Genomic DNA, 23,365 nt, shown 5'->3' with positions numbered 1-23,365 from the left:
ACGCGAAAGGGGTATTGGTGAGTGGGGGTGGGGTGGGGTGGGGTGGGGGCGCCTGCGGCGGGCCTTGTCCCCTACCCGCCCCTTCCCGAACCGGGGCAAGCCCCAGACCCCGTATGCGACCTTCGGCCGCATGTCCTCAAACGCCGGACGGGCTGGATTCCCGCCGGTCGGCCTGAAAATTCAGGCCGACCGGCGGAAGCTTCAGCCTCGTGGGGTCCCCCCGGACGAAGTCTGGGGGAGTTTGAGGCGCGGGGGTCCGGGGGCAGAGCCCCCGGCTAGCCCGCCCGGACCGACAGTGCGCGGCGCAGGTCGTCCAGTTGGTCGACCAGTTTGCGGCGCAGGGCCGGGAGCATGTCCGTGTTGCGCAGGCACTCCTCGCCCAGGGTCAGCGCCTCCTCGTCCAGCGCGTGGAGCGGGAAGGCATAGCGGCCCGCGGCCTCCGCGATGGCCGGGCCGCGGCGGGCGGCGAGGGCCACCGAGTCGGGGTAGTAGCGGGCGACGTACTCCCGTACCAGATCCGCCTGTTCGGGCTGCCAAAAGCCCTGCGCCGTGGCGGTGAACAGGTAGTTGGACAGCGAGTCGGTGGTGAACAGCCGTTGCCAGGCCGCCGCTTTCGCTTCGGCCGTGGGCAGCGCGGCACGGCAACGGGCCGCGCCCTCCTGGCCGGTGGCGCTCGGGTCGCGGTCCAGTTCGGCCGCGATCGCCGCATCGTCGCTCGCGCCGAGGACGGCGAGCCGGTACAGGATCCGCCAGCGCAGCTCGGGGTCCAGCTCGGGACCGCCGGGGACGCTGCCGTCGCCGATCCACTCCTGGAGCGTCTCCGGCTGCGCGGCCGCGTCGATGAAGTGGCGTACGGCGGTCAGCCGCAGGCCGGGCTCGCTGCCGTCCTCGGTGCGGCGCAGCAGATCGCGGCAGATGCCCCGGATCGCGCCGAGCGCGGCGGGCCGCTCATCGGCGGGGAGGTAGCGGTCGGCGAGCTGGGTCGCGGCGAAGGCGAGGACGCCCTGGACGACGGCGAGGTCCGTTTCGCGCGGGAGGTGGGCGCGGGCGGCCTCCAGGTAGGCGGCGGGGGCGAGTTCGCCGTCGCGGACCATGTCGCGGGCGGCGTTCCAGACGACGGTGCGGGTCAGCGGGTCCGGGATTCCGGAGAGGGAGCGTACGGCGGTGTCCCAGGAGGTGGCGTCGAGACGGACCTTGGCGTAGCTGGCGTCGCCGTCGTTGAGGACGACGAGGGCGGGGCGGCGGCCGGGGTGAGGGCCGCTGCCGTTCTGCGGGATGTCCAGTTCGAGGCGGTCGCGCAGCACGAGCCGGCCGGTGTGCACGGGGTCGGTGTCGTACGCGCCGACGGCGATGCGGTGCGGGCGGCTGCCGTCGCGGGCGACCTTGAGCGACCAGGTGCCCTCAGACTCGGAGACGGTCGGGGTGAGGGTGTCGACGCCGGTCGTACGCAGCCAGGCCTCGGCCCAGCCGGGCACGTCGCGGTCCGTGGCGCCCGCCAGTGAGTCGATGAAGTCGGCGAGGGTGGCATTGCCGAACTTGTGCCGGGCGAAGTGGGTGTTGATGCCTGCCAGGAAGTCCTTCTCGCCCAGCCAGGTGACCAGTTGGCGCAGGGCGGAGGCGCCCTTGGCGTAGGAGATGCCGTCGAAGTTGAGCATCGCGGACGCGGTGTCGGGGACGGCGTCCGGGTCGGGGGCGACGGGGTGGGTGGAGGGCCGCTGGTCGGCGTCGTAGCCCCAGGACTTGCGGCCGATGCCGAAGTCGACCCAGGTGTCGGTGAAGCGGGTGGCCTCGGTGAGGGTCTGGTAGCCCATGTATTCGGCGAAGGACTCGTTCAGCCAGATGTCGTCCCACCACCTGAGCGTGACGAGATCGCCGAACCACATGTGGGCCATCTCGTGGGCGATGACCATGGCGCGGGTCTGCCGCTCGGTGTCGGTGACGGCCGAGCGGTAGATGAACTCGTCACGGAAGGTGACCAGGCCCGGGTTCTCCATCGCGCCGGCGTTGAACTCGGGCACGAAGGCCTGGTCGTAGGAGTCGAAGGGGTAGGGCTCCTCGAACTTCTCGTGGTACCGGTCGTAGCACTGGCGGGTGATCTCGAGGATCTCGTCGGCGTCGGCGTCCAGGTATGGGGCGAGCGAGCGGCGGCAGTGGAGGCCGAAGGGCAGCCCGGCGTGCTCGGTGCGTACGGAGTGCCAGGGGCCGGCGGCCACGGCCGCGAAGTAGGTGGCGAGCGGCTGGGTGGGGGCGCAGGTCCACTTGCCGTCACCCTGGTGCGTGGCGATGCCGTTGCCGAGGACGGTCCAGCCCTCGGGGGCGGTGACGGAGAGCTCGAAGACCGCCTTGAGGTCGGGCTGGTCGAAGGCGGCGAAGACGCGCTGGACGTCGTCCATGAACATCTGGGTGTAGACGTAGACCTCACCGTCGGTGGGGTCGGTGAAGCGGTGCATGCCCTCGCCGGTGCGGGAGTAGCGCATCTGGGCATCGACGTGCAGCTCGTGCTCTCCGGCGCTCAGGCCGGTGAGCGCGAGCCGGTTCTCGACGAGTGACTCTGGGTCTATGGGCTGTCCGTCGAGGGTGACGGAGCGCAGGACGGCCGGCTTGAGCTCGACGAAGGTGTCCCCGGTGGCGCGGGCCGTGAAGTGGATGACGGTCCGGGAGTCGAAGGACTCTTCCCCGCCGGTGAGATCGAGGTCGATCGTGTAGCGGTGGACGTCGAGGAGCTGGGCTCGGGTCTGCGCTTCGTCGCGCGTCAATACGGGCATGGGGCCATGCTGCCTGATGGGACCTCGCCCGCACACGGGGTATCGGTTTCGCCGTCGGCGCACGGGACCAGGGGTGGCTCAGGAGTCGGACGAAGAGGGCGGGCCGGCCGCGATCGTCTCGTGGTGCCTGATCACTTCAGCGATGATGAAGTTGAGCAGTTTCTCCGCGAAGGCGGGGTCCAGTTTCGCGCTCTCGGCGAGCTGCCTCAGCCGCTCGATCTGGCGGGACTCACGGTCCGGGTCGGCGGGCGGCAGATGGTGCTCGGCCTTGAGGTGGCCGACCTGCTGAGTGCATTTGAAGCGCTCCGCGAGCATATGGACGACCGCCGCGTCGATGTTGTCGATGCTCTCGCGCAGACGGTTCAGTTCGGCGCGTACGCCTTCGTCGATGTCCCTCGTGGTCATGGTCATCGAGCTTACGTGGCCGGGCGTGCGCCGATCACGTGGCGATCACCTGGTGGTCACCAGGGTGATCAGGTGGTGATCGTCGGCGGGTGCTCGGGGTCCGGGATCTGGTTGCTCCAGCCGCCGGGGACGCTGCGGCCCTGCTGCTCGCGGAAGCGGATGGGCGCGGTGCCGACGCGGCGGGTGAAGAGGCGGGAGAAGTACGCGGGGTCCTCGTAGCCGACCCGTCGGGCGACGGCGGCGACGGGGAGTTCGGTGGCGGCGAGCAGTTCCTTGGCGCGGCCGAGGCGGATGCCGAGGAGGTAGTCCTTGGGGCTGCAGCCCGCGCCGCGGCGCACGGCGGTGCGCAGTTCGGCGGGGGTCATGCCGTGCCGGGCGGCGTGCTCGGCGACGGAGAGCGGCCGGAAGGCGTCGCGGGCCAGCGCGGTGAGCACCGGGTCGCCCTCGGCGTTGGTGTCGGCGCGGGCGCGGCGCAGGGCGACGAGCAGCTCGTGGACGGCTGCGCCGGTCTCGACCTCCAGGAGCGGGTTGCCGCGGCGCGCGGCCCGTGCGATACGGCCGACGGCGGCGCGGGCGCCCGCGGCGTCGGAGAGGGGGACGACGGGCCGCTCGGGCTCTATGTAGCCCAGTTCGGTGTAGGTGGCGGTGGCGGGCCCGGTGAAGTCGACGAAGCCCTCGTCCCAGCCGCCGGCCGGATCGGGGCCGTAGTGGTGCGGCACGCCGGGCGTGAGCCAGATCAGCGCGGGCGCCGTGACCGTGGTGCGGCGCCCGTCGGGAGCGCGGAACCAGCCGCTGCCCGCGCTGATCACGACGGCGACATGGTGGTCCAGGGTGCGGGGTCCGACGGTGGGCAGGACGCCGTGCTGGAGGCCGACGCCGAGGCAGGCCAGGCCGAGGCGGTGATGGACCGGGCTCGGAGTGAAATAGCGCATCCAGGTGTGGTACATCCGCTTCTCTCCCCTTCCCCGGGCTCCGGGTGCCTGAGTTGCGTCCAAACAGCGCCGATCTTTGTCCATGGACCGGCTCGCCGCCAGGGGGCGATGGTTGGTCGCGGTACGTGACCAGGTCCTGTCCGGTCGATCAGGCCGGGTCAGGGAGCGGCCCGCCGCGGAGCGGCTGATGTCACTGCGGTGCGTGCAGCTGCAAGGCGGAGGATGGGGGTCCCCCCGCCGAAGGCAGGGGGAGAGCCCACGCGGAGCGTCGGCGACTGACGCAACGCAGCGTGGGGGCACCTCCCGTGCCCGAAGGGCTACGGGGGAGTGCGTGCCAGGGCACGCGAGCCCGGCAAGATCGGCCGGACAGGGCCTAGGTGAGGGGCGATACGTGGCTGAGTTCACGGTGGGTGATACGGACTTCCTGATGGACGGGCGGCCCGTACGGCTGTTGTCGGGCGCGCTGCACTACTTCCGGGTGCACGAGGAGCAGTGGGACCACCGGCTGGCGATGCTGCGGGCGATGGGCCTCAACTGCGTCGAGACGTACGTCCCCTGGAACCTTCACGAGCCGGAGCCCGGCCGGTACGCCGACGCGGACGCGCTGGGCCGTTTCCTCGACGCCGCGCGCGGGGCGGGGCTGTGGGCCATCGTGCGGCCGGGTCCGTACATCTGCGCCGAGTGGGAGAACGGCGGGCTGCCTCACTGGCTGACCGGGCGGCTCGGACGGCGTGTGCGCACGGAGGACGCCGAGTATCTGGGGCATGTGGAGCGCTGGTTCACCCGGCTCCTGCCGCAGGTGGTGGAGCGGCAGATCACGCTCGGCGGGCCGGTGATCATGGTGCAGGCCGAGAACGAGTACGGCAGTTACGGCTCCGACCAGAACTATCTGCGCCATCTCGTGGACCTGCTGAGGGGCTGCGGGGTGAGCGTGCCGCTCGTCACCTCCGACGGGCCCGAGGACCATATGCTCACCGGCGGCTCGGTGCCGGGCGTGCTCGCGACGGTGAACTTCGGGTCCGGGGCCGGGGAGGCCTTCGCCACGCTGCGCCGCCATCAGCCCGCGGGACCGCTGATGTGCATGGAGTTCTGGTGCGGCTGGTTCGATCACTGGGGCGACGACCATGTCGAACGCAGGCCCGCCGACGCGGCGGCGGCGCTGCGGGAGATCCTCGACGCGGGCGCGTCGGTGAATGTGTACATGGCGCACGGCGGTACGAATTTCGCGGGCTGGGCCGGGGCGAACCGCAGGGGCGATCTCCAGGACCTCGAACTGGAGCCGACCGTCACCTCCTACGACTACGACGCGCCGATCGACGAGGCCGGGCGCCCCACCGAGAAGTTCTTCAGGCTCCGCGAGGTCCTGGCGCGCCATCACGACGGACCGCTGCCCGAACTGCCGCCCGAGCCCGCCGTCCTGGGCGCGCGGCTGCGTGCGGACCTTCGGGCGTGGGCGCCGCTCGATGATGTGCTGGAGGCGCTCGGCGACGACGAGGTGGAGGCTCCCGTGCCGCCCACCTTCGAGGAACTGGGTGTGGACCGCGGTCTGGTCCGCTACCAGGTGGCTGTGCCGGGCCCGCGCCGGCCGTTTCCGCTGAGCGTCGCGGGCCTGCGGGACCGGGCCGTCGTATACGTGGACGGGGTCGCGGCAGGTGTACTGAGCGGCGAGTACGAGGCCCTGGTGGAGCCGGTGGCCGGTCCCGCGTCGGTGGAGCTGTGGGTGGAGTCGCTCGGTCGCGTCAACTACGGGCCGCGGACGGGCGAGTCCAAGGGCATCACGGGCGGGGTGCTGCACGAGCGGCAGTATCTGCACGGCGTGCGGGCGCGGGGGCTGCGGCTGGCCGCGTTCGAGCCGGCGGCGGTGGAGAAGGTGCCCTTCCGGGCGCCCGAGGGGGGTGCGGCGGGCCTTTACCGCGGCTCTTTCGATGCGGCCGCGGCCGGGGATGCGAGGCTCGAACTCCCCGGCTGGACGCGGGGGTTCGTGTGGGTGAACGGCTTCTGCCTGGGGCGGTACTGGGCGGTGGGGCCGCAGCGGTCACTGTTCGTACCGGGGCCGGTGCTGCGGGAAGGGGTGAACGAGGTGTGGGTGCTGGAGCTGGAGGGGGCGGGAGGCTCATTGTGGCTGGGCTGACTCTTCCCCACCCCGCCCTCCCCCAGACTCCGTCCGGGGGGACCCCCAACCTCCGCGTATGCGACCTTCGGCCGCATGTCCTCAAACGCCGGACGGGCTGGATGTGCGGCCGGGCCGCACATCCAGCCCCGTGGGGGTCCCCCCGGACGAAGTCTGGGGGAGATTGAGGCGCGGGGTCCGGGGGCAGAGCCCCCGGGTACTAAAGCCTGGCCGCCGCGGACTTGATGGCCGCCGCGAAGGTGGACACCTCGGTGTAGACACCCGGGTAGTTGGGCCGTGCGCAGCCCTCGCCCCAGCTGACGATGCCGACCTGGATCCACGCGTTGTTGTTGTCCTTGCGGAACATCGGGCCGCCGGAGTCACCCTGGCAGGTGTCGACGCCGCCCTGCTGGAACCCGGCGCAGATCTCCTCGCCGGCCACGAGCTCGGGGTACGACTGCTTGCAGCTGGCGTCGGAGACGAAGGGCACCTGGGCCTTGAGGAGGTAGCGCTGCTGGCCGCCGCCCTCGCGGGCCGCACCCCAGCCGGCGACCGTGAAGGTGCCGTTGTCGAAGGCCTTGGTGTCGGCGATCTTGAGGGTGGGCAGGTCGATCGGCCTGGCGAGCTTGATCAGCGCCCAGTCCTTGCCGGTGCCGTTGTAGCCGGGGGCCTGCAGGACCTTGGTCGACTTGACCTTGATGGCGCTGGAGCTCTGCAGGTCGACGACTCCCGCGGTCGCGGTGATGCTGGTGTTGTTGCCGGAGCCGCTCACACAGTGCGCGGCGGTGAGCACGATCTGCTTGGTGTAGAGCGCGCCGCCGCAGCCCATGGAGAGCCGGACCATGAACGGGAACTCGCCCTGGGCGGCGCGGGTGCCGCCGACGACGGGCGGGGTGGCTGCTGAGGACGAGGTGGGCTGGAGGCTGATCGCGGCGAGGACGACGGCGCCTGCGGCCGCGCATCTCTGGAGCGCGCGAACGATGTTCTTCTTCAACTGACTGCCTTTCGTGGGGGGTTGAGATGTACGCCCGCACGGATCCAGGCAGCATTGCGGCATGCTGACATGGGCCCGACAAAGCGTGAACCGGATTATGGAGAGTGGATCATCCGGGCCACAAGGACCACTTTTCGGCCAGGTTCACGAGCGGGGATTCGCCTCGGCCTGCCCGTAGAGTTGAAAGCGGCCGACCGTCGTGCATGGGGGGTACGGGACGTGGTGGCGAAGGACAGCGAGGTCGTACACGGCTATCCGCACCTCGACACCGTGCGGGCGGCGATCACCGCTCTGTACAAGCGGATCTCGCCCGACGGTGTGCACTCCTACGCGCCCAGCGTGCTGCCCGCCGACGTCGCCTTCGCCGACCAGGACGATCTCCACCTCGGCGCCCAGCGCGTCGCCCACGCGCTGGTCCAGCATCTGCGGCTGCCGGACGCCCGGATGGTCGTGAGCTTCCGCGAGATGCACCATGCCGCGAGCGTCGAACTCGTCGGGGGACCTGAGTACTTCATTGAGCTGAACGACCGCTTCCGCACGCATCGCAGAGACATCGGGGCGGCTCTCGCCCACGAGATCATGCATGTGCTGCTGCACCGGCTCGATCTGGCCTTCCCCGGCACCCGCGACAACGAGATCCTCACCGACACCGCGACCACCTATCTCGGCGCGGGCTGGCTGCTGCTCGACGCCTTCCGGGAGGACGGCGTCTCCAGCCAGAAGCTGGGCTATCTCACCCCCGAGGAGTTCGGGTACGTCCTGGCCAAGCGGGCGATCGCCTTCGGCGAGGACCCCTCGCCCTGGTTCACCAGCCCGCAGGGCTACACCGCGTACACCAAGGGCCGCGCCATGGCCCTGCGCGACGCCCAGCAGCCGCCGCTGACCACGGCCGGCTGGACGGGACGCCACCGCTATGCCAAGGAGCGCCGCCTCGCCCGGGAGCACCCGGAACCGGCCGCCGCCCACTCCCCCGAAGCCGAATCGTCCGCGTACGCCTTCGAGCAGGGGCCGGACGGGCTGCGCGTCTCCTTCCCCTGCCCCACCTGCCACCAGCGCATCCGTGTTCCCGTGCGCGGGCGGGTACGGGCCCGCTGCGGGCTGTGCCGCACCATTCTCGAATGCGACACCTGACCGACCTTCCGTAGGCTCGAAATATGACGAAAGAGCCGACGGCGGGCGCCCGCGAGATGTTCGAAGCGGTGTACAGCGGCGCGCAGGACGCCGTCGTGGCACTGCTGCGGGCCAGGGTCCCCGCGGACCTGACCGACGCGGACGGGCAGACTCCGCTCTACCGGGCGGCGGTGAGCGACGAAGCGGGCATCGTGCGGCTGCTGCTGGCCGCGGGCGCCGACCCCGGGCGCGGCTCGGGCCCCGAGGGCGGTGATCTGCCGCTGTGCGGGGCCGCGGTAGGCGGGCACACCGAGGTGGTACGGGCGCTGCTGGCCGCGGGCGCCCGGCCCGACCAGCCGGAGGCGTACGGCTTCACGGCACTGCGCTGGGCGGTGACGCTGGGGCACGCCGCGACGGCCGAGGCCCTGCTGGAGTACGGCGCCGACCCCGATCTGGAGGGACCCGGCGGCGAGCGGCCGCTCGTGCTCGCCGCACGCCGCGGCTCCCCCTCGACCGTGCGGGCCCTGCTGCGGCACGGTGCCAAGGCCAAGGAGGCTGCGCTCGCGGAGGCCCGGCAGTGGCTCGCGCGGGATGTGGAGAGCGAGCTGCGCCAGGGGCTGCTCAGCGCGTACGGGAAGGGCCAGGAGTACGAGACGGTGGCGCGCCGGATCGAGGAGGACGGCGGGGTGACCGTCGTCGTCGAGCTGCTCCAGGACGGCGCACCGAGGGCGGGCAGTGAGCAGCAGACCGGCCATGCGGCGATCGTGACGCTGCTCGAGGGGCAGCTGGGGATCCGGACGCCGTACGAGGACCTGGCCGAGCGGGCCCTGCGCTGCGGTGATCCCGGACAGGACGACTGGGTCGAGTCGGTGATGGCGCTGTGGGGCCGCGGCGGCGAGGAGACCTTCCAGGCGGCGGCCGCCTGGTGTGCGAGCGACGATCCGCTGCGCCAGGCGTTCGCTGCGGACGTGCTGGCTCAACTGGGCTTCGGGGAGGAGGACTTGCGCCCGTTCGCCGCCCGCGCGCTGCCACTGCTGCGCGAACTGTCCCGGGAGGCGCGGGAGCCCGAACTGATCCAGGCGGTCGTCCTCGGGCTCGGGCACCACGGGGATCCGGCCGCCCTGCCGGAGATCCTGCGCCATGCCGGGCATCCGGACGCGGAGGTACGCAATCAGGTGGCGCTCTCACTGTTCGGGCTCGTCCCGGGCGATCACAGCGAAGGCATCGGGACGCTGATCACGCTGAGCCGGGACGCGGACCCCCATGTCAGGGACTGGGCGACGACCGCGCTCGCGGACGTGGAAGCCGATACGAAGGACATCCGGGAGGCGCTGGCGGCGCGGCTCACGGACAGCGATGTGGACACGGCGGCCGAGGCGGCCCGGGGGCTGGCGATCCGTCAGGATCCGCGTGCGGAAGCGACCTTGGCGCGGATTCTCGCGGACGCGGACCCGGACGGGTACGCACGCGAGGCGGCCGCGGAAGCCGTGCGGCACATACACGACGACAGGCTCAGGCGGCGGTTGGAGCAGACCGCGCCCCGCTACCGCTGATCGCGCTCGTCGAAGTGCTCACATCAGACGGAGCGCGCCGGGTGCCCGCTCCTGCATGATCTCCACCAGCCAGTCGAAGACGGTCGTACCGATGCCGTCCCTCGCCTGCTCCAACTGCTCTTGGACAGAGGCCCTGTTCGTTGGATGGCACCGCGTCAGCCGGAGCTGAAGCTGTCGTACCGTCTCGTCCCGGCCCAGCGCCGTACGGGAGCGTTCGTGGTCGTGCCACTCGATGACGAAATCGCCGTCGTCCGGAGTCCCCATGCCGCCGCTGAGGCAGTCGGCGAAGGCGTCGAGATTGCGGCCGAAGTAGCCGCCGGGCCCGTTCACGGCTTCGCCGATCACCCGCCAGAAGGCGTCAAGGTCGGTGACCTCCGCCCCGTCGATCACATAGGTCCTGGTCACGGGGCGGAGGATACCGGCTCAGCAGCGGTGGTCGACGAGGTCGAACGAGGCGTAGTGGTTGGCGGTGTAGTAGTCCTCCTGGGACGCGCTGCCCGTGACGATGCGGCGGGCGCCGCGGTTCGGGGAGCCCGGGGTGATGACCGTGTACTCGTGGTAGTAGCCGGAGGAGTGCGAGGGCAGGACGTCTTCACGGTTCGAGAAGACGGTTCCGTCCTGCTTGTACGGGAAGGGCCCGCCCTGCTCGATCAGGTCGAGGGTGTCGTGCGCCTGGGAGGGGAGGTCGGAGTAGCAGATGTGACCGACGTCGGCGGCGGTCGTGGGGGTGACCGCGGCCGTGGGGGTGGCCGTGGCCTGTCCGCCGATGAGGAGGGTGGAGGCGAGGGCAGCGATGCCACCGAGGGTGGCGATTCGTGGGGGGATTCGCATACGCACCATTGATGCGCGTAGACCTTGACGCGTCAACGCCAACTGGGCGGAATTTCCCGGGAGTTAACCGGTCAATGAACCGGCGGACTCCTGCCTTCACATTCTGTCCGCGCGGCTACCGCACGCCGTACACAGGTCCCGGAGGCTCCGCCTCGGCCAGTAGCTTCAGGGCGGCTTCGCCCGCTTCGGCAGGAGTCCAGCGCGCCCCCTTGTCGGCCGTGGGGCCGGCCCGCCAGCCCTCCATGACGGTGATACGGCCCGCCTCGGCCTCGAAGACACGGCCGGTCACGCCCGAACTGGCCCCCGAGCCGAGCCAGACGACGAGCGGCGAGACATCCTCGGGCAGGGCGGAGAGACCGGCGAAGGTCTCCTCGGTCATCCGGGTACGGGCCGCAGGCGCGATGGCGTTGACCTGGACGCCGTAGCGGCCCATCTCGGCCGCCGCGACCAGGGTGAGGCCGATGATTCCGGCCTTGGCCGCCGCGTAGTTGCCCTGGCCGACGCTGCCCAACAGCCCTGCCCCGGAGGTGGTGTTGACGACGCGTGCCACAACCGGCCGCCCCGCTTTGGCCTCGGAGCGCCAGTGCGCTGCGGCATGCTTGAGCGGCAGGAAGTGGCCTTTCAGATGGACGCGCATCACGGCGTCCCAGTCGTCCTCGTCGAGGTTGACGAGCATCCGGTCGCGCAGGAAGCCCGCGTTGTTGACCAGGGTGTCGAGCCGTCCGTAGGCGTCCAGCGCGGCCTTGACGAGAGAGGCCGCGCCCTCGCTCGTCGCGATGTCACCGCCGTGCGCCACGGCCCGGCCGCCGAGCGATTCGATCTCTTCGACGACCTGCCGGGCGGGTCCGCTCGATCCGCCTGCCCCGTCGAGGCCGACACCCAGGTCGTTGACGACGACCTTGGCGCCTTCGGCGGCGAAGGCGAGCGCGTGGGCCCGGCCGAGCCCGCGCCCCGCGCCCGTCACGATCACCACTCGCCCGTCGCACATGTTCCTGCGGGGGCCGGGGGTCCGGGGGCTTTCCCCCGGGATGGCACTGCCGGTCATCTCAGGTCTCCTTGTTGACAGTTGCGGCATCGAGGAAGGCGGGGCGCTCCCCGCCGCCGTGTACCAGAAGCGAGGCTCCGCTGACATACGCCGCCCGCCGGGAGGCGAGGAACACGGCCGCGTCACCGATCTCGCAAGGCTCGGCCAGCCGCCCCAGCGGGACCGTGCGGCCGACCGCGGCGACGCCCTCCTCGTCCCCGTAGTGCAGAGGGGACAGTTCGGTGCGGACCATGCCGAGGACCAGGGTGTTCACCCGCACCTCGGGTGCCCACTCCACGGCCATGGAGCGGGCCAGGCTCTCCAGTCCGGCTTTCGCCGCCCCGTACGCGGCCGTGCCGGGCGAGGGGCGGCCGCCGCTGACGCTGCCGATCATCACGATCGAGCCGCGGGCGGTACTGAGATGTCCGTGGGCCGCGAGCGAGGCGGTCAGCGGTGCGGTGAGGTTGAGCTCGATCACGCGCGCGTGGCGGGCCGCGTCCGCTTCCCCGAGGAGGCGGTACGGCGTGCCGCCCGCGTTGTTGACAAGGGTGTCCAGCCGGCCGTGCCGCGCCACGACCCCGTCGAAGAACTCCCCCACCGCCGCAGGATCGCGCAGGTCGAGGGGTACGAACTCGGCCCCGGCGACGGGCACTTCGGGCGGCCGTCGCGCGCAGACCACCACTGTCGCGCCCGCCCGCAGGAACGCGCGGGCGATTCCGGCGCCCACGCCCCGCGTGCCGCCGGTGACGACGACCACCCTCCCGCCCAGCTCCATCGGCTGCTACCTTCCTCACCTAACAAATGTTTGGTGGAAAGGTAGCTGATCCGCCCATGGGTGTCTCCACCGCAAGCCCCGCGAAGGGCATCTGTACCGTCACGGTCGACTTCCCACCCGTCAACGCCCTTCCCGTACAGGGCTGGTACGACCTCGCCGAGGCCCTGCGCGCGGCCGGCCGGGACCCCGAGGTCCGCTGCGTCGTCCTGGCCGCCGCGGGCCGCGGCTTCAACGCGGGCGTCGACATCAAGGAGATGCAGCGCGACAGCGGACACTCCGCCCTCATCGGCGCCAACCGCGGCTGCTACGAGGCATTCGCCGCGGTCTACGAGTGCGAGGTCCCGGTCGTCGCGGCCGTGAACGGCTACTGCCTGGGCGGCGGTATCGGCCTCGTCGGCAACGCGGACGCGATCGTCGCCAGTGACGACGCCGTCTTCGGACTGCCCGAACTGGACCGCGGGGCGCTCGGCGCGGCCACCCATCTAGCCCGGCTCGTGCCCCAGCATCTGATGCGCGCGCTGTACTACACCTCGCGCACCGCGACCGCGCGGGAGCTGCACGCCCACGGCTCGGTCTGGAAGGTCGTCCCGCGCGACGGACTGGCGGACGCCGCCCTGGAGTTGGCGCGGGAGATCGCACAGAAGGACGGCCTGCTCATCCGGCTGGCCAAGGCCGCCATCAACGGCATCGACCCCGTCGACGTACGCCGCAGCTACCGCTTCGAGCAGGGCTTCACCTTCGAGGCCAACCTCAGCGGGGTCGCCGGCCGTGTCCGCGACACCTTCGGCACCGAAGGCAAGAAGGAGGACCGAGCGTGACCGACAAGACGATGACGCCCGACGACGTCGCCTCCCGCCTGCGCAGCGGGATGACGATCGGCATCGGCGGCTGGGGCTCGCGCCGTAAGCCCATGGCCCTGGTGCGAGCACTGCTCCGTACGGAGATCACTGATCTCACCGTCGTCTCCTACGGCGGCCCGGACATCGGCCTCCTCGCCGCCGCCGGCCGCATCCGCAGACTCGTCACGGCGTTCGTCACCCTCGACTCGATCCCGCTCGAACCGCACTACCGCGCCGCCCGCGAGCGCGGCGACTTCGCCCTCACCGAGATCGACGAGGCGATGTTCATGTGGGGACTGACCGCCGCCGCCAACCGGCTGCCCTTCCTCCCCGTCCGCGCGGGCCTCGGCTCGGACGTGATGCGGGTCAACCCCGAGCTGCGCACGGTCACTTCGCCCTACGAGGACGGCGAGGAGTTCGCGGCCGTACCGGCGCTGCGGATGGACGCCGCGCTCGTCCACCTCAACCGTGCCGACCGGCTCGGCAACGGCCAGTACCTGGGCCCCGATCCCTACTTCGACGATCTGTTCTGCGAGGCCGCCGACACCGCGTACGTCTCCTGCGAGCGGCTGGTCGAGACCGCCGAGCTGACCAAGGGCGCCGCCCCGCAGACCCTGCTGGTCAAACGACACTCGGTCACCGGAGTCGTCGAGACACCGAGCGGCGCGCACTTCACCTCCTGCGCCCCCGACCACGGCCGCGACGAGTCCTTCCAGAGGCTGTACGCGACCACCCCATGGCCCGAGTTCGCGCAGCGCTTCCTGTCCGGCACGAGCGAGCACGACTACCAGTCGGCGGTCCAGGCCTGGCACAAGGAGCAGCAGTGATCAGTCGTTCCGAGTACTGCGTGATCGCCTGCGCCGAGGCATGGCGGGGCAACGGCGAAGTGCTGGCCAGCCCCATGGGACTGATCCCGTCCGTCGGCGCCCGGCTGGCCAGAGCGACCTTCTCCCCCGACCTCCTCATGACGGACGGCGAGGCGATGCTCGTCGGCCTGGACGGGACGACGGAGGGCTGGCTGCCGTACCGCCAGCACCTCGCGCTGGTCACCGGCGGCAAACGGCACGTGATGATGGGCGCGAGCCAGATCGACCGCTACGGAAACCAGAACATCTCCTGCATCGGACCGTGGGAACGGCCCACGCGCCAGCTCCTCGGCGTACGCGGGGCGCCCGTCAACACCCTCAACAATCCGGTGAGTTACTGGGTACCCAGGCACTCCCCCCGGGTCTTCGTCGAACGCGTCGACATGGTCTGCGGCGTCGGCTACGACCGTGCCGCCGGTGCGCGCCACCACCGCATCCCGCGGGTGGTCAGCGACCTCGGTGTCTTCGACTTCGAGACCGAGGACCGCTCGATGCGGCTCGCGTCCGTGCACCCGGGTGTCACGGTCGAACAGATCCATCAGGCCACCGGCTTCACGCTCACGATCCCCCATGGCGTCCCGTACACGCGTGAGCCGACCGGCGCCGAACTCCGGCTGATCCGTGAGGTGATCGACCCGAAGGGGCTGCGCGAACGCGAGGTCCGGGGCTGATGGAGACTGCCCTCACGAAACTCACCGGCGTCCGGCACCCCATCGTGCAGACCGGCATGGGATGGGTGGCGGGACCGCGCCTGGTCTCCGCGACCGCCCGTGCGGGCGCGCTCGGCATCCTCGCCTCGGCGACGATGACCCTCGACGAACTGCGCCGGGCCGTCCGCGAGGTCACCTCCCGGACGGACGCGCCCTTCGGCGTCAATCTGCGGGCGGACGCGGGCGATGCGCGCGATCGCGTACGGATCATCATCGACGAGGGGGTCCGCGTCGCCTCCTTCGCCCTCGCGCCGTCCCGCGAACTGATCGCCGAGCTGAAGGACGCGGGGGTGATCGTGATCCCGTCGATCGGCGCGCGGCGGCATGCCGAGAAGGTGGCGGCGTGGGGCGCGGACGCGTTGATCGTCCAGGGCGGCGAGGGCGGGGGCCACACCGGCGACGTGGCAACGACCGTCCTGCTCCCGCAGGTTGTGGACGCCGTCGACATCCCGGTCATCGCCGCGGGCGGCTTCCACGACGGACGCGGCCTGGTCGCGGCGCTGGCCTACGGAGCGGCGGGCATCGCGATGGGCACGCGCTTCCTGCTCACGTCGGACTCGACGGTGCCGGACGCGGTCAAGGCGAGGTACCTGGCGGCGACGGTCAAGGACATCACCGTCACTACGGCGGTCGACGGTCTGCCGCACCGGATGCTGCGGAGCGAGCTGGTCGACTCGCTCGAGCGTGCGAGCCGTACGCGAGCGCTGGCCCAGGCGGTGCGCCGGGCGGCGGGCTTCAAGAAGATCTCGGGCCTGTCCTGGTCGCGGATGATCCGCGACGGCCTGGCCATGAAGCACGGCAAGGACCTGACCTGGAGCCAGGTCCTGCTCGCCGCGAACACCCCGATGCTGCTGAGGGCCTCGATGGTGGAGGGCCGCACGGATCTGGGCGTGATGGCGTCGGGGCAGGTGGCGGGGCTGATCGAGGACTTGCCGAGCTGCGAGGAGCTGGTGGGGCGGATGATGTCGGAGGCGGCGATGGTACTGGGCGGGCTTGTTCCCCCACCCCGCCCCTTCCCGTAACTGGGGGCAAGCCCCCAGCCCTCGACGGGGCTTCGCCCCGGACCCCGTATGCGACCTTCGGCCGCATGTCCTCAAACGCCGGACGGGCTGAAATTTCTGCCCGTCGGCCTGAATCTTCAGGCCGACCAGCAGAAATTCAGCCCCGCCGGCGTTTGAGGCGCGGTCCCGGACGCGAAATTCAGCCCCTCCGGCGACTGAGGAGCGGGGGTCCGGGGGCGGAGCCCCCGCACGGGGTCTTGGGGCTTGCCCCAGTTCAGGAAGGTGCGGGGTGGGGACAAGGCCCGCCGCAGGCGCCTACGCCGCCGTGCGCCGACCGCCCCGCGCACCACCCGCCGGGCGACCACCCTGGCGGGCCTGGCCACCCTGGCGAGGCTGGCCACCCTGTGAGCCGCCGGCACCGGCACCGGCACCCTGGCCGCCGCCCCCACCGCGCCGCCCACGGCTGCGTCCGCCGCCACCGCCACCGCCCTGCGCACCCTGCCCCGGCACCTGCGCCCGCCGCCGCTGCGGTCGCTGCTGCTGCACCACCGGCTGCGGCACCTCGATGGTGACCGCGACCCCGGACGGCTCGCGCGCGCCCGTGATGCGGCTGAGCTCCTCGTCGCTGGACTTGACCCGCGCCGAGCGCGGATTGATGCCCGCGTCCGCCATCAGCCGGGTCATCTCGCGCCGCTGCTCGGGCAGCACCAGCGTGACGACACTGCCGGACTCGCCCGCCCGCGCGGTACGGCCGCCGCGGTGGAGGTAGTCCTTGTGGTCGACGGGCGGGTCGACGTTCACGACCAGGTCGAGGTCGTCGACGTGGATGCCGCGCGCGGCGACATTGGTCGCGACCAGCGCGGTGACCTGCCCGTTCTTGAACTGGTCGAGCGTGCGGTTGCGCTGCGGCTGCGAGCGGCCGCCGTGCAGCGCCGCGGCCCGTACGCCACTGGCGAGGAGCCGCTTGGCGAAGCGGTCGGCGGAGCGCTTGGTGTCGACGAAGAGGATCACCCGGCCGTCACGGGCGGCGATGCGCACGGCGACGGCCTTCTTGTCGGTCTCGTCCGCGACGTGCAGCACATGGTGCTCCATCGTGGTGACCGCGCCCGCGGACGGGTCGACCGAGTGCACGACGGGGTCGGTGAGGAACATCCGTACGAGCCGGTCGATGTTCTTGTCCAGCGTCGCCGAGAACAGCATCCGCTGACCGCCCGCCTCGACCTGCTTGAGCAGCGCCGTGACCTGCGGCATGAAGCCCATGTCGGCCATCTGGTCGGCCTCGTCCAGGACGGTGATCGCCACCTGGTCGAGTACGCAGTCGCCGCGTTCTATGAGGTCCTTGAGCCGCCCCGGCGTGGCCACCAGCACCTCGGCGCCGCGCCGCAGCGCGCCCGACTGCTTGGTGATCGACAGCCCGCCGACGACGGTGGCGATCCGCAGTTGCACGGAGGTCGCGTACGGGGACAGGGCGTCGGTGACCTGCTGTGCGAGCTCACGCGTGGGTACGAGAACGAGCGCGAGCGGTGCCTTCGACTCGGCGCGTCGGCCCGCGGTACGGGCGAGCAGCGCAAGCCCGAAGGCGAGGGTCTTGCCGGAGCCGGTGCGCCCGCGGCCGAGAATGTCGCGCCCCGCCAGGGAGTTCGGCAGGGTCGCGGCCTGGATCGGGAAGGGCTCGGTCACGCCCTGGGCCACGAGGGTCTTCAGCAGGGCGGCCGGCATGTCCAGCTCGTCGAACGCCTCGACGGCGGGCAGCGCGGGGGTGGTGGTTTCCGGCAGCGTGAATTCCTGCGGGGGCGCCGCCTTACGGGCGGGAGCCTTGCCGGAGCCCTTCGCGGGGCCCTTGGCACGGGAATTGACCGGGCGCTGTCGCGTCGTGGGACGGGCCGGGCGTTCGGAGCGAGTCATGCGGATATTGCCCTCCTGGGCATGTGAGACAGCACACAAGCCGGGGCCCGCACCTTGACGGTGCGGGCCCCGGCTGCGAGATACGCGTCAGGCAATTAGGCCGGGACGATGTTCTCCGCCTGCGGGCCCTTCTGGCCCTGCGTGACGTCGAAGGAGACCTTCTGGCCCTCCTGCAGCTCACGGAAGCCAGAGGTGGCGATGTTCGAGTAGTGGGCGAAGACGTCGGCGCCGCCGCCGTCCTGCTCAATGAAGCCGAAGCCCTTTTCCGAGTTGAACCACTTCACGGTTCCAGTAGCCATGTCATTCTCCTAAAACAGGGGCAAGCCGGAAACTCACACCTCGTGAATTTCCCGTCGCTAGCATTGACCCCCATCCGGAGAAGCCGGAAACAATAATGTGCGCCTGAGGAAGCATTCCCGTCAGGCGCACACAAAGTTCATGGGTACCAAAACTGCAACGACTTCACCGTAGCATGTCCGGCCCCGAAAGGCTCGTGTTCACAGCCGTTCGATGATCGTGACGTTGGCCTGCCCTCCCCCTTCACACATCGTTTGCAGTCCGTACCGCCCTCCCGTGCGCTCCAGTTCATGCAGCAGCGTGGTCATCAGCTTCACGCCCGTGGCGCCCAGCGGATGGCCGAGCGCGATGGCCCCGCCGTTGACGTTGACCTTGCCGGGGTCGGCTCCGGTCTCCTTCAGCCAGGCGAGGACCACGGGCGCGAAGGCCTCGTTGATCTCGACGAGGTCGATGTCGTCGATCGACATGCCGGCCTTCTTCAGCGCGTACGCGGTGGCCGGGATGGGGGCCGAGAGCATCCGGATGGGGTCCTCGCCCCGTACGGAGAGGTGGTGGATACGGGCCCGCGGCCGCAGTCCGTGCTCGGCGACGGCCCGCTCGCTCGCGATCAGCAGGGCCGCCGCGCCGTCCGAGACCTGGGAGGAGCACGCGGCCGTGATGGTGCCGCCCTCCAGGACGGGCTTGAGGGCCGCCATCTTCGCCAGGGTGGTGTCGCGGCGCGGGCCCTCGTCGACGGTGACGTCGCCGTACGCCACGAGCTCCCGCTCGAAGCGGCCCTCGTCGATGGCCCGGATCGCCCGCTGGTGGGAGGTGAGCGCGAACTGCTCCATGTCGCGGCGGGAGATCGCCCACTTCTCGGCGATCAACTGCGCGCCGTGGAACTGGTTGACGGGCTGGTCGCCGTACCGGGCACGCCAGCCCTCGCTGCCGGCAAAGGGGCCCTGGGTCAGTCCGAGCGGCTCGGCGGCCTGCCGGGAGGCGAAGGCGATCGGGATCTGCGTCATGTTCTGGACGCCGCCCGCGACGACCAGGTCCTGGGTGCCGGAGAGCACGCCCTGCGCCGCGAAGTGCACGGCCTGCTGGGACGAGCCGCACTGGCGGTCGATCGTCACGCCCGGCACCTCCTCGGGCAGTCCCGCCGCCAGCCATGCCGTACGGGCGATGTCACCGGCCTGCGGGCCCACCGTGTCCAGGCAGCCGAAGACGACGTCCTCGACGGCGGAGGGATCAACTCCGGAGCGCTCGACCAGGGCCCGCAGCACATGCGCGCCCAGATCCGCCGGGTGGACACCGGACAGCCCGCCCTTGCGCCTGCCCACCGGTGTGCGTACCGCTTCGACTATGTAGGCCTCGGCCATGACTGCTCCCCTTCTGTTCATCCGCGTACGGCGATACCGTCCAGCACCATCGACAGGTACTGGCGGGCGATCTCCTCCGGGCTGTGCTGTCCTCCCGGCCGGTACCAGGACGCCGCGACCCAGACGGTGTCGCGCACGAACCGGTAGGTGAGCCGGACATCCAGGTCGTCGCGGAAGACCTGGTCCGCGACCCCCCGCTCCAGGGTCCCGAGCCATGCCTTCTCGAACTTCTGCTGCGAGTCGGTGAGGTAGTGGAAGCGGGGCTGGGCGGCGAGGTGCCTGGACTCCTTCTGGTAGATCGCGACGGCGGCGCGGTGCCGGTCGATCTCCCGGAAGGACTCGGTGACGAGAGCCTCGATGGTCTCCCTGGGCCCGAGCCCGGCGGCGAGCACGGCGTCGTAGCCCTGCCACAGCTCGTCCAGGAAGGTGGAGAGGATCTCGTCGAGCATCGATTCCTTGGAATCGAAGTGGTAGTAGAGGCTGCCGGCGAGCATCCCCGCCTCGTCCGCGATCTTGCGGACGGTGGTGGCGTTGTAGCCCTGCGCGGCGAACACCTCGGCGGCGGTGTCGAGGAGCTCGCGGCGCCGCCCGGGCGAGGCGGTCACCTGGGTCTTCTTCTTGCTGTCAGTCGGCACGTGCTCATTGTGGTCCAGGGGGTGTCTTTTGGATCAGGCCGGATCAGGGAGCGGCCCGCCGCGGAGCGGCTGATGTCACTGTGGTGCGTGCGATCGCAGGCCGGAGGATGGGGGTCCACCCGCCGAAGGCAGGGGGAGAGCCGACGCGGAGCGTCGGCGACTGACGCAACGCGGCATGGGGGCACCTCCCGTGCCCGAAGGGCTACGGAGGAGTGCGTGCCAGGGCACGCGAGCCCGGCAAGATCCGAAAGACACCCCCTACGCATGCTGGCTGCTGACGGAGATGACCTCGCCGGTGAGGTATGAGGAGTAGCCGCTGGCCAGGAAGACGATCGTGTTGGCGATCTCCCACGGTTCGGCGTACCGCCCGAAGGCCTCCTTGGCGGTCAGCTCCTCGAGCAGCTGGGCCGAGGTGACCTTCACCAGATGGGGATGCATGGCGAGGCTGGGGGCCACGGCGTTGACGCGTACGCCGTACTCCGCCGCCTCGATCGCCGCGCAGCGAGTGAGCGCCATGACTCCGGCCTTGGCGGCCGCGTAGTGGGCCTGGCCGGCCTGGGCGCGCCAGCCGACGACGGAGGAGTTGTTGACGATCACGCCGCCGCGGCCGGTGTCGCGGAAGGAGCGCAGGGCGGCGCGGGTGCAGCGGAAGGTGCCGTTCAGGGTGACGTCGAGGACCGTGCCCCACTGCTCGTCGCTCATGTCGACGAGGGCGGCGGTGCCGCCGAGACCGGCGTTGTTGACGACGATGTCGAGGCCGCCGTGCTCTCGTACGGCCTGACCGAAGAGCGCCCGGACCTGGCTCTCGTCCGTGACGTCGCAGGGCAGTGAAGTCACCGCGTCTGCGCCGAACTCTCCGGCCAGCGCCTCCCCGCTCTCCTTCAGCCTGCGGGTGTGCGCGTCGCCGATCAGGACGCGCGCGCCCTCCTCCAGGAACCTGCGGGCGGTGGCGCCGCCGATTCCGGCGCCTGCCGCGGCGGTGATCACGGCGGTACGGCCCTTCAGCAGGCCATGACCCGGTACGTACTGCGCCCTGTTGTCCGTCACGCCAGCACGTTAACCTACCAAACACTTGTTAGGGAAGGATGCGCGAATGGACCTGCACCACTCCGCCGGCGAGGAAGCCTTCCGCGCCGAGGCCCGCGCCTGGCTCGCCGCGAACGTGCCAGCCGAGCCGCTGCCCTCCCTGGAGACCGAGGAGGGCTTCGCGGCGCACCGCGCATGGGAGGCGCGGCTGTCCGCGGACCGCTGGTCGGTCGTCTCCTGGCCACAGCGGTACGGCGGCCGGGGCGTCGACATCTTCCACTGGCTCCTCTTCGAGGAGGAGTACTACGCGGCGGGAGCGCCGGGGCGGGTCTCGCAGAACGGCATCAACCTCCTCGCCCCCACCCTCTTCGACCACGCCACCGAGGAGCAGCGCGCCCGCGTGCTGCCCACGATGGCGAGCGGAGAGGTCATCTGGGCGCAGGCCTGGTCGGAGCCCGAGTCCGGCTCCGATCTCGCCTCGCTGACCTCGCGTGCGGTGCGGACGGACGGCGGCTGGCTGCTCAGCGGGCAGAAGACCTGGTCGTCGCGGGCGGCGTTCGCCGACCGGGCCTTCGGCATCTTCCGCACGGACCCCGACGCGCCGAAGCCGCATCAGGGCCTGACGTATCTGATGTTCGACCTCGGGGCGCCGGGGGTGACCGTGCGGCCCATCCGCCGCATCGACGGCAAGCCCGCCTTCGCCGAACTCTTCCTCGACGGCGTCTTCGTCCCCGACGAGGACGTGATCGGCGAGCCGGGGCAGGGCTGGCGGATCGCGATGTCCACGACGGGCAACGAGCGGGGCCTGACGCTGCGCTCCCCCGGCCGTTTCCTCGCAGCGGCGGACCGTCTCCTGCGGCAGTGGCGCGCATCGGGCGATCAGGCCGACTCCGCGCTGCGCGACCGGGTGGCGGACGCGGTGATCGGCGCGCGGGCGTATCGGCTCTTCACCTGCGCCAACGCCTCGCGCTTCGCCGCGGGCGCGAGCATCGGCGCGGAGTCCAGCCTGAACAAGGTCTTCTGGTCTCAGTACGACATCGCACTGCATGAGACCGCGCTCGATCTGCTGGGCGCGGACGGGGAGTTGGCGGACGGCGAGTGGGCCGAGGGGTATGTCTTCTCACTGGCGGGCCCCATCTACGCCGGTACGAACGAGATCCAGCGCGACATCATCGCCGAGCGGCTGCTCGGTCTTCCGAAGGGCCGCCGCTGATGCGATTCCTGCTCACCGATGAACAGCGGGCGTTCGGCGACTCGCTGGACGCGATGCTGACGTCGGCGGACACTCCGGCTGCCGCACGGGCCTGGGCGGCGGGGGACCCCGCTCCCGGGCTGGCGCTGTGGTCGCGCCTCGCCGAGGCGGGGGTGTTCGCGCTCGCCGCGCCGCAGGCGTACGAGGGGGTGGGGCCCCTGCCGGTCGAACTGGCCGTGGCTTTCACCGCGTTGGGCCGCCATGCGGTGCCCGGCCCGGTGGTGGAGACGGTCGCGGCGGCAGCACTGCTGACCCGGCTGGCGGAATCGGGGGAGGCGGTCCCGGCGAAACGTCTGCTGCCGGGGCTGGTCACGGGGTCGACCGCCACGCTGGCGGGCCGGGGCGCCTACGCACTGGACACGGATGTGGCGGGCGTGACGCTGGTGGTTTCGGAAGAGGACGCCGGCCCCGGGCCCGGCGCGGACCGCACCGCCTGTCTCCGTATCGCCCACGGACACGGCCCTGTGCGCGTATCCGCCGACCCCGCCCGGCGCTTGGCCGTGCCCGCGGCAGGGGGCGAGGTCATCGCCGAAGGGGTCCAGGTGGCCCGGGCGGCCTCGTACGCCCGGGATGTCGCGCGCCTGGTCACCGCGGCGCAGGCACTGGGTGTCGGGCTCGCGCTCCTGGACCGGACCGTCGCGTACGTCAAACAGCGCACCCAGTTCGGCGCCGCCATCGGCTCCTTCCAGGCGGTCAAGCACCGGCTGGCGGACACCCTGATCGGGCTCGAATTCGCCCGGCCACTGCTGTACGGGGCAGCCCTGTCCATGGCTCCGGCAGACATCGCCGCCGCGAAGGTCACCGCAGGCGAGGCCGCGTACGCGGCCGCCCGTACCGCACTCCAGCTGCACGGCGCGATCGGCTACACCGAAGAGCTCGACCTCTCCGTCTGGCTGCGCAAGGCCCGCCCGCTGCGGGACGCGTGGGGCACCCCCGCGCTCTGCCGGGCGACGGTGCTCGCGGGCTGACCCTGGGGC

Annotated in this window: 22 protein-coding genes; 9 read left to right on the top strand and 13 right to left on the bottom strand. The window is 71.3% G+C overall.

Features of this window, described 5'->3' with window-relative positions:
• Positions 1-275: 275 nt before the first annotated feature.
• The 3 genes from pepN to OOK40_RS07390 all read right to left on the bottom strand — a co-directional run bounded on the left by pepN (position 276) and on the right by OOK40_RS07390 (position 4,117).
• Positions 276-2,765, bottom strand: a complete 2,490-nt coding sequence (pepN, locus tag OOK40_RS07400; protein WP_266477484.1) for an aminopeptidase N — start codon at positions 2,763-2,765, stop codon at positions 276-278.
• Between the two features lie 78 nt (positions 2,766-2,843).
• Positions 2,844-3,170 carry a chorismate mutase gene (locus OOK40_RS07395; RefSeq protein WP_266477482.1) on the bottom strand — a complete coding sequence of 109 codons (327 nt, stop codon included), beginning with the start codon at positions 3,168-3,170 and terminating at the stop codon, positions 2,844-2,846.
• A gap of 68 nt (positions 3,171-3,238) precedes the next feature.
• Positions 3,239-4,117, bottom strand: a complete 879-nt coding sequence (locus OOK40_RS07390; RefSeq protein ID WP_266477480.1) for an AraC family transcriptional regulator — start codon at positions 4,115-4,117, stop codon at positions 3,239-3,241.
• 376 nt (positions 4,118-4,493) lie between these two features.
• On the opposite strand from OOK40_RS07390, the gene OOK40_RS07385 reads away from it, so the two are divergent.
• Positions 4,494-6,233: a beta-galactosidase family protein gene (locus OOK40_RS07385; RefSeq protein ID WP_266477478.1), complete on the top strand. Its 1,740-nt coding sequence runs from the start codon at positions 4,494-4,496 to the stop codon at positions 6,231-6,233.
• Between the two features lie 199 nt (positions 6,234-6,432).
• Here the strand turns inward: OOK40_RS07385 and OOK40_RS07380 are convergent, their stop codons facing one another.
• Positions 6,433-7,206, bottom strand: coding sequence for a trypsin-like serine protease (locus tag OOK40_RS07380; protein WP_266477476.1), 774 nt, complete (start codon positions 7,204-7,206; stop codon positions 6,433-6,435).
• A gap of 222 nt (positions 7,207-7,428) precedes the next feature.
• Here OOK40_RS07380 and OOK40_RS07375 point away from each other — a divergent pair, with 222 nt between their 5' ends.
• Positions 7,429-8,337 (top strand): hypothetical protein, encoded by a 909-nt coding sequence (locus OOK40_RS07375; protein ID WP_266478988.1) that lies wholly within the window; start codon positions 7,429-7,431, stop codon positions 8,335-8,337.
• Between the two features lie 23 nt (positions 8,338-8,360).
• Positions 8,361-9,869 (top strand): ankyrin repeat domain-containing protein, encoded by a 1,509-nt coding sequence (locus OOK40_RS07370; protein WP_266477475.1) that lies wholly within the window; start codon positions 8,361-8,363, stop codon positions 9,867-9,869.
• A gap of 18 nt (positions 9,870-9,887) precedes the next feature.
• Here OOK40_RS07370 and OOK40_RS07365 read toward each other — a convergent pair whose 3' ends face one another.
• From OOK40_RS07365 to OOK40_RS07350, 4 genes are all read right to left on the bottom strand, one after another.
• Positions 9,888-10,274 carry a barstar family protein gene (locus OOK40_RS07365; RefSeq protein WP_266477474.1) on the bottom strand — a complete coding sequence of 129 codons (387 nt, stop codon included), beginning with the start codon at positions 10,272-10,274 and terminating at the stop codon, positions 9,888-9,890.
• 18 nt (positions 10,275-10,292) lie between these two features.
• Positions 10,293-10,700 carry a ribonuclease domain-containing protein gene (locus OOK40_RS07360; RefSeq protein ID WP_266477472.1) on the bottom strand — a complete coding sequence of 136 codons (408 nt, stop codon included), beginning with the start codon at positions 10,698-10,700 and terminating at the stop codon, positions 10,293-10,295.
• Positions 10,701-10,815: 115 nt separating this feature from the next.
• Positions 10,816-11,745: an SDR family oxidoreductase gene (locus OOK40_RS07355; RefSeq protein WP_266477471.1), complete on the bottom strand. Its 930-nt coding sequence runs from the start codon at positions 11,743-11,745 to the stop codon at positions 10,816-10,818.
• A 1-nt stretch (position 11,746) separates the two neighbouring features.
• Positions 11,747-12,499, bottom strand: a complete 753-nt coding sequence (locus OOK40_RS07350) for an SDR family oxidoreductase (RefSeq protein ID WP_266477470.1) — start codon at positions 12,497-12,499, stop codon at positions 11,747-11,749.
• Positions 12,500-12,555: 56 nt separating this feature from the next.
• Here OOK40_RS07350 and OOK40_RS07345 point away from each other — a divergent pair, with 56 nt between their 5' ends.
• The 4 genes from OOK40_RS07345 to OOK40_RS07330 are packed head-to-tail and all read left to right on the top strand — an operon-like array spanning position 12,556 to position 15,936.
• Positions 12,556-13,317 (top strand): enoyl-CoA hydratase family protein, encoded by a 762-nt coding sequence (locus OOK40_RS07345; RefSeq protein ID WP_266477468.1) that lies wholly within the window; start codon positions 12,556-12,558, stop codon positions 13,315-13,317.
• Entirely contained in the window at positions 13,314-14,165 is an 852-nt protein-coding gene (locus tag OOK40_RS07340) for a CoA transferase subunit A (protein WP_266477467.1), read from the top strand. Before OOK40_RS07345 ends, OOK40_RS07340 begins: the two co-directional genes overlap by 4 nt.
• On the top strand, positions 14,162-14,875 hold the full coding sequence (locus OOK40_RS07335) for a CoA-transferase subunit beta (protein WP_266477466.1): 714 nt from the start codon (positions 14,162-14,164) through the stop codon (positions 14,873-14,875). Before OOK40_RS07340 ends, OOK40_RS07335 begins: the two co-directional genes overlap by 4 nt.
• Positions 14,875-15,936 (top strand): nitronate monooxygenase family protein, encoded by a 1,062-nt coding sequence (locus OOK40_RS07330; protein WP_266477464.1) that lies wholly within the window; start codon positions 14,875-14,877, stop codon positions 15,934-15,936. The genes OOK40_RS07335 and OOK40_RS07330 overlap by 1 nt, the downstream gene beginning before the upstream one ends.
• 294 nt (positions 15,937-16,230) lie before the next feature.
• On the opposite strand, the gene OOK40_RS07325 is transcribed toward OOK40_RS07330, so the two are convergent.
• The 5 genes from OOK40_RS07325 to OOK40_RS07305 all read right to left on the bottom strand — a co-directional run bounded on the left by OOK40_RS07325 (position 16,231) and on the right by OOK40_RS07305 (position 21,157).
• Positions 16,231-17,820 (bottom strand): DEAD/DEAH box helicase, encoded by a 1,590-nt coding sequence (locus OOK40_RS07325; protein ID WP_266477463.1) that lies wholly within the window; start codon positions 17,818-17,820, stop codon positions 16,231-16,233.
• Positions 17,821-17,915: 95 nt separating this feature from the next.
• Entirely contained in the window at positions 17,916-18,119 is a 204-nt protein-coding gene (locus OOK40_RS07320; RefSeq protein WP_003969786.1) for a cold-shock protein, read from the bottom strand.
• A gap of 198 nt (positions 18,120-18,317) precedes the next feature.
• Positions 18,318-19,475, bottom strand: coding sequence for an acetyl-CoA C-acetyltransferase (locus OOK40_RS07315; protein WP_266477462.1), 1,158 nt, complete (start codon positions 19,473-19,475; stop codon positions 18,318-18,320).
• Positions 19,476-19,492: 17 nt separating this feature from the next.
• A complete protein-coding gene (locus OOK40_RS07310; protein WP_266477461.1) occupies positions 19,493-20,110 on the bottom strand; it encodes a TetR/AcrR family transcriptional regulator in 618 nt (205 codons plus the stop codon).
• Between the two features lie 258 nt (positions 20,111-20,368).
• Positions 20,369-21,157: an SDR family oxidoreductase gene (locus OOK40_RS07305; protein WP_266477459.1), complete on the bottom strand. Its 789-nt coding sequence runs from the start codon at positions 21,155-21,157 to the stop codon at positions 20,369-20,371.
• Positions 21,158-21,203: 46 nt separating this feature from the next.
• Between OOK40_RS07305 and OOK40_RS07300 the strand changes: the two genes are divergently transcribed.
• Positions 21,204-22,349, top strand: a complete 1,146-nt coding sequence (locus tag OOK40_RS07300; RefSeq protein ID WP_266477458.1) for an acyl-CoA dehydrogenase family protein — start codon at positions 21,204-21,206, stop codon at positions 22,347-22,349.
• A complete protein-coding gene (locus tag OOK40_RS07295) occupies positions 22,349-23,356 on the top strand; it encodes an acyl-CoA dehydrogenase family protein (protein WP_266477457.1) in 1,008 nt (335 codons plus the stop codon). Before OOK40_RS07300 ends, OOK40_RS07295 begins: the two co-directional genes overlap by 1 nt.
• Positions 23,357-23,365 lie beyond the last annotated feature (9 nt).

The sequence above is a fragment of the Streptomyces sp. NBC_01481 genome (assembly GCF_026339995.1).
In the GTDB taxonomy this organism is placed as follows: Bacteria; Actinomycetota; Actinomycetes; order Streptomycetales; family Streptomycetaceae; genus Streptomyces.
This window is presented reverse-complemented; position numbering and strand designations above follow the sequence as displayed.

Coding starts and splice junctions, on each gene's coding strand:
- OOK40_RS07370 (WP_266477475.1), top strand. CDS start 8,361: ATGACGAAAGAGCCGACGGCGGGCGCCCGCGAGATGTTCGAAGCGGTG.
- OOK40_RS07325 (WP_266477463.1), bottom strand. CDS start 17,820: ATGACTCGCTCCGAACGCCCGGCCCGTCCCACGACGCGACAGCGCCCG.
- OOK40_RS07355 (WP_266477471.1), bottom strand. CDS start 11,745: ATGACCGGCAGTGCCATCCCGGGGGAAAGCCCCCGGACCCCCGGCCCC.
- pepN (WP_266477484.1), bottom strand. CDS start 2,765: ATGCCCGTATTGACGCGCGACGAAGCGCAGACCCGAGCCCAGCTCCTC.
- OOK40_RS07320 (WP_003969786.1), bottom strand. CDS start 18,119: ATGGCTACTGGAACCGTGAAGTGGTTCAACTCGGAAAAGGGCTTCGGC.
- OOK40_RS07300 (WP_266477458.1), top strand. CDS start 21,204: ATGGACCTGCACCACTCCGCCGGCGAGGAAGCCTTCCGCGCCGAGGCC.
- OOK40_RS07390 (WP_266477480.1), bottom strand. CDS start 4,117: ATGTACCACACCTGGATGCGCTATTTCACTCCGAGCCCGGTCCATCAC.
- OOK40_RS07330 (WP_266477464.1), top strand. CDS start 14,875: ATGGAGACTGCCCTCACGAAACTCACCGGCGTCCGGCACCCCATCGTG.
- OOK40_RS07350 (WP_266477470.1), bottom strand. CDS start 12,499: ATGGAGCTGGGCGGGAGGGTGGTCGTCGTCACCGGCGGCACGCGGGGC.
- OOK40_RS07345 (WP_266477468.1), top strand. CDS start 12,556: ATGGGTGTCTCCACCGCAAGCCCCGCGAAGGGCATCTGTACCGTCACG.
- OOK40_RS07360 (WP_266477472.1), bottom strand. CDS start 10,700: ATGCGAATCCCCCCACGAATCGCCACCCTCGGTGGCATCGCTGCCCTC.
- OOK40_RS07295 (WP_266477457.1), top strand. CDS start 22,349: ATGCGATTCCTGCTCACCGATGAACAGCGGGCGTTCGGCGACTCGCTG.
- OOK40_RS07315 (WP_266477462.1), bottom strand. CDS start 19,475: ATGGCCGAGGCCTACATAGTCGAAGCGGTACGCACACCGGTGGGCAGG.
- OOK40_RS07395 (WP_266477482.1), bottom strand. CDS start 3,170: ATGACCACGAGGGACATCGACGAAGGCGTACGCGCCGAACTGAACCGT.